The organism is Streptomyces sp. NPDC048496 (assembly GCF_043200055.1).
Taxonomy (GTDB): Bacteria; Actinomycetota; Actinomycetes; order Streptomycetales; family Streptomycetaceae; genus Streptomyces.
In genome coordinates, this window is sequence record NZ_JBICXB010000119.1 from 1 (window position 1) to 3,288 (window position 3,288).

Here is a 3,288-nt window from a genome sequence, read left to right on the forward strand (position 1 = left end):
GGCGCCTCGGGAGGTTTGGGCGGGGCGGGTGCGAGGGTGTAGTTCCAGTCGCCGTGGAACGTGCTCGGTGTGATCGGCAGAGCGTGGAACTCGGCTGGCGTGACAGTCGTGCCAAGGTGGTAGCTACCAGTGTCGAGTTCGGCGCTGATCGAAAGTCCGGTCGTGGTGGTCGTTGCGGCGATGGTCTCGAGGACGACCTCGTAGCTGGTCAGCGGCCGTCCTCGCCAGTTCGCGGTGATGTGGCAGAACATCCGGTGTTCTATCTTGTTCCACTTCGATGTGCCAGGTGGGAAGTGACAGACCGTGATCTCGAGCCCGCTCTCCTGCGCGAAGGCGTGCAGGTGCTTCTTCCAGGTCCAGCGGCGGGGATCGTTGGAGCCGCCGGAGTCGGCGGTGATCAGCAGCCTGGTGGCGTCCGGGTGGTCGACTTGTCCGCGGTGCTGCCACCAGCGGCGGATGGACTCCACCGCGAACTCGGCCGTGTCATGGTCGGTTCCGACGTTGACCCAGCCGCTGTTGTGGGCAATGTCGTAGATCCCGAAGGGGATGACCACCGGCTGGTCGCTGGTGATGAAGGTGTGGCAGTCCACTTTGATGGGTTTTCCGCCCGGTCGCCAGGTGCGGCCGGGCCGGTCGCGGTCGCCGAGCCACTCTTTGGCCTTGGTGTCGATACTGATCACCGGCTGGGTGTCGTCGAGGAAGGCGGCGGCGGTGCGGTTCAGGTGGGCGAACTGGGCGTCGCGGTCCGGATGGCCGACGCCCTCCTGGGTCTTCGCGATGCCCTGCAGGCTGTAGCCCAGGGCGTGCAGCAGGTGCCCGACGGTCGTGGCGCTGACCGAGTGGCCCTGGTCGGTCAAAGACGATGCCAAGGCACGCAGCGACAGCGTGGTCCACCGCAGCGGGGAGACGGGATCGCCGCGAGTGTGCGGCTCGATCAACGCCTCGAGTGCCGGCAGTAGACCGGAATCGGTGGCCGTCAAAGGCTTGCGGCCGCCTCCCGGAAGCCGGATCCGACGGGTCGGTGCAGGCTGCCCGGCCAGCTCGGCGATGCCGCGTGCGATGGTGGCGGTGCTGGTACCGGAGGCCGCCGCCACCAGAGTGATGCCGCCGTGGCCGATCGCCGTGGCCTCGCTGGCCAGATAGAGCCGACGACGACGCTCATCAAGATGCGGCAGGATCTGGTCGAACTTTGTCTGCAAGGCTTCGGCCGCTGTACGAGGTTGCGGATGCGGATCCATGCCACAGCCTCCCACCGGCACCCCGACGTGACGACACTGCAGATCAAAACTGACAGTTATTCAATTACAAGCCCCGGCGGTGCCGGTGTACTGGCGCTGGACCCCGACGGTGTGGGTGCCCTTCTTCACGTCGCCGGTCTCGTCCACGACCAGCACGGCAGAATCGTCATGGAGATGTTCGACGACGTACTCGCGCACGTCGTCACGCACAGCATCGGCGTCCCAGGACGCCCGGCACAACAGATGCTGCATACCGTGCGGGGTCTTCTCCCCGGCCCACTCCGCGATCGTCCAGCAGTTCTTGCGTGGCAGGTCCGACATCAAGCCCATCACCAACTGGCCGGCCCGCAGCCGGGGTTCGACCCGGGTGAACCGGCCCGCGATACGGCCCATGACCACCTCGAACGCCTCCCGCCAACGGCCGGGATCTATGCTGTGACCTGCGGCCACCGACTCTTCGTTCGTCTTCACAAACAACGATGATCACCGGTGGCCGTACCCGTTCCCGGACCCGCCCCCACCAGCAAGATCACGATCTACAGCTGGAGTATTAGGTCATGAGCCGATCCGGGCAGAGTTGACCTCGATCCGTCAGCGGGGCTCGGTCGCTGAGTGGCTCGACAGTTCGCCCGTAATGTCCCCTGCCGGTCGGGGGTGGGCCGTCGCGTGACGCTGCGGCTGCGCCAGGGTTCCACGTCTCCCGGGAAGGTGCGGGTCTCCTCCGTTCTGGTCTTCGTTGGGACGGGGCCGGACCGTCAGGTGACGGCCGGAAGTTCGCAGAGCCGCTGCCAGCAGGTGGTGAACGCGTCGGCCCAGGGCCAGGTGGCCTCGATGCGGAGCCAGCGGCGGCGGGCGTGTTTTGTGAGGCGGGCGGGCACGTGGTAGAGGCGGAAGCGCATGGTGTCGATCTCGGCATCGGCCAGGTCGCCGACGTCGTGCAGGCCCAGGAGCCGCACCCAGGCGTCGAGGTCGGCGGCCAGGTTCGCGGCGAGCATCCAGCCGCGGTTCACATCCCAGGACTTGGACGGGAGGTTGTGCAGGCCCATCGCCTTGTTCGTCCGCACCCGGTCCTCCACTTCGGCGTGATCACGGTGCAGGGCGTCGAGGAACTGCGGCTGGTGGGAGCCGGCGATGCCCCACATCCGGCCGATGTTCGTCGCGGTGATGCTGTAGCGCCAGCCGGTCCCGCGCTCGAAATCGGTCAGCTTCTTGGCCTGTCGGCCCGACGGCTTGACCCGGCGGACGATCAGCCGGGTGCTCTCGGGCCAGCCCTCCCGGGTGTTCAGGCCGGTCAACTCGGCCACGAAGTAGCCCTCCTGGAGGGAACCGTCCTGCTTCAGGGAGGTCTCCCAGGCTGTTTCGGGGAGCTTCGCGATCGCGGCCTCGTCCTCGTCGGTGATCTTCCATCCGACCGAGAAACGCACCGTGCGCAGCGCGGTGTTGAGCGCCACAAGATGCTCCAGCAAGCCGTGGGTGGCCCCGGCCCCGTCGACCCGGACGAGGAGTTTGGCCTGACTGGAGCGCGGTATCTGGGCCAGTGCGGCAGCCAGGACCCGCAGGTGGTCGGCGACGGTGTTGGCCCCGGCATTGCCGGGCCGCAGTTCCATGGCCAGGCACGCGGAGGTGTTCGCGCACCAGGCGGCCAGCGGGTGGAAGCCGAAACTGCGCTTGAAAGTGGCCGCTGCTCGTTCCTTCTTCGAGGCCGCGGTGATGACCGTGGCGTCCATGTCCACCACGATCCAGCCCTTCAGCCGCCGCCCGGCCACGCTCAGCCAGGGGAATCCGCCGGGCCGCAGTCATCGCCCCTACGAGGGGTCGCAACAGTTCGTCGACGAAGCCCATCCACCGGTCGGAGTGGAGTTGCCCCAAGGCCGGGCAGTTAGCGTTTCCGCAGGTCACGCAAGGGAGTTGAAGAACTCCTGCACACAGAGCAACGGAGCTCGTTGGTACAGGCAGTCGTCCAAGACAGCTTGTACCGCAAGGAGCTCCGTTGCCTGTTCATTCTGTCTCGCCGCCGGCATTGTCGGCCATCACCCGTACGGTGACTGTG

At 66.9% G+C, this 3,288-nt stretch carries 2 protein-coding genes and 1 pseudogene; all 3 read right to left on the minus strand.

The features are described from left to right. A partial coding sequence (locus ACGFSA_RS34935; protein WP_393310176.1) for an ISAzo13 family transposase occupies positions 1-1,238 on the minus strand: 1,238 nt, incomplete at its 3' end. A 72-nt stretch (positions 1,239-1,310) separates the two neighbouring features. Beyond that, positions 1,311-1,631: pseudogene (locus ACGFSA_RS34940) on the minus strand (transposase); the annotation flags it as partial. A 362-nt stretch (positions 1,632-1,993) separates the two neighbouring features. Next, positions 1,994-3,004: an IS1380 family transposase gene (locus ACGFSA_RS34945; RefSeq protein WP_393310178.1), complete on the minus strand. Its 1,011-nt coding sequence runs from the start codon at positions 3,002-3,004 to the stop codon at positions 1,994-1,996. Positions 3,005-3,288: the final 284 nt, after the last annotated feature.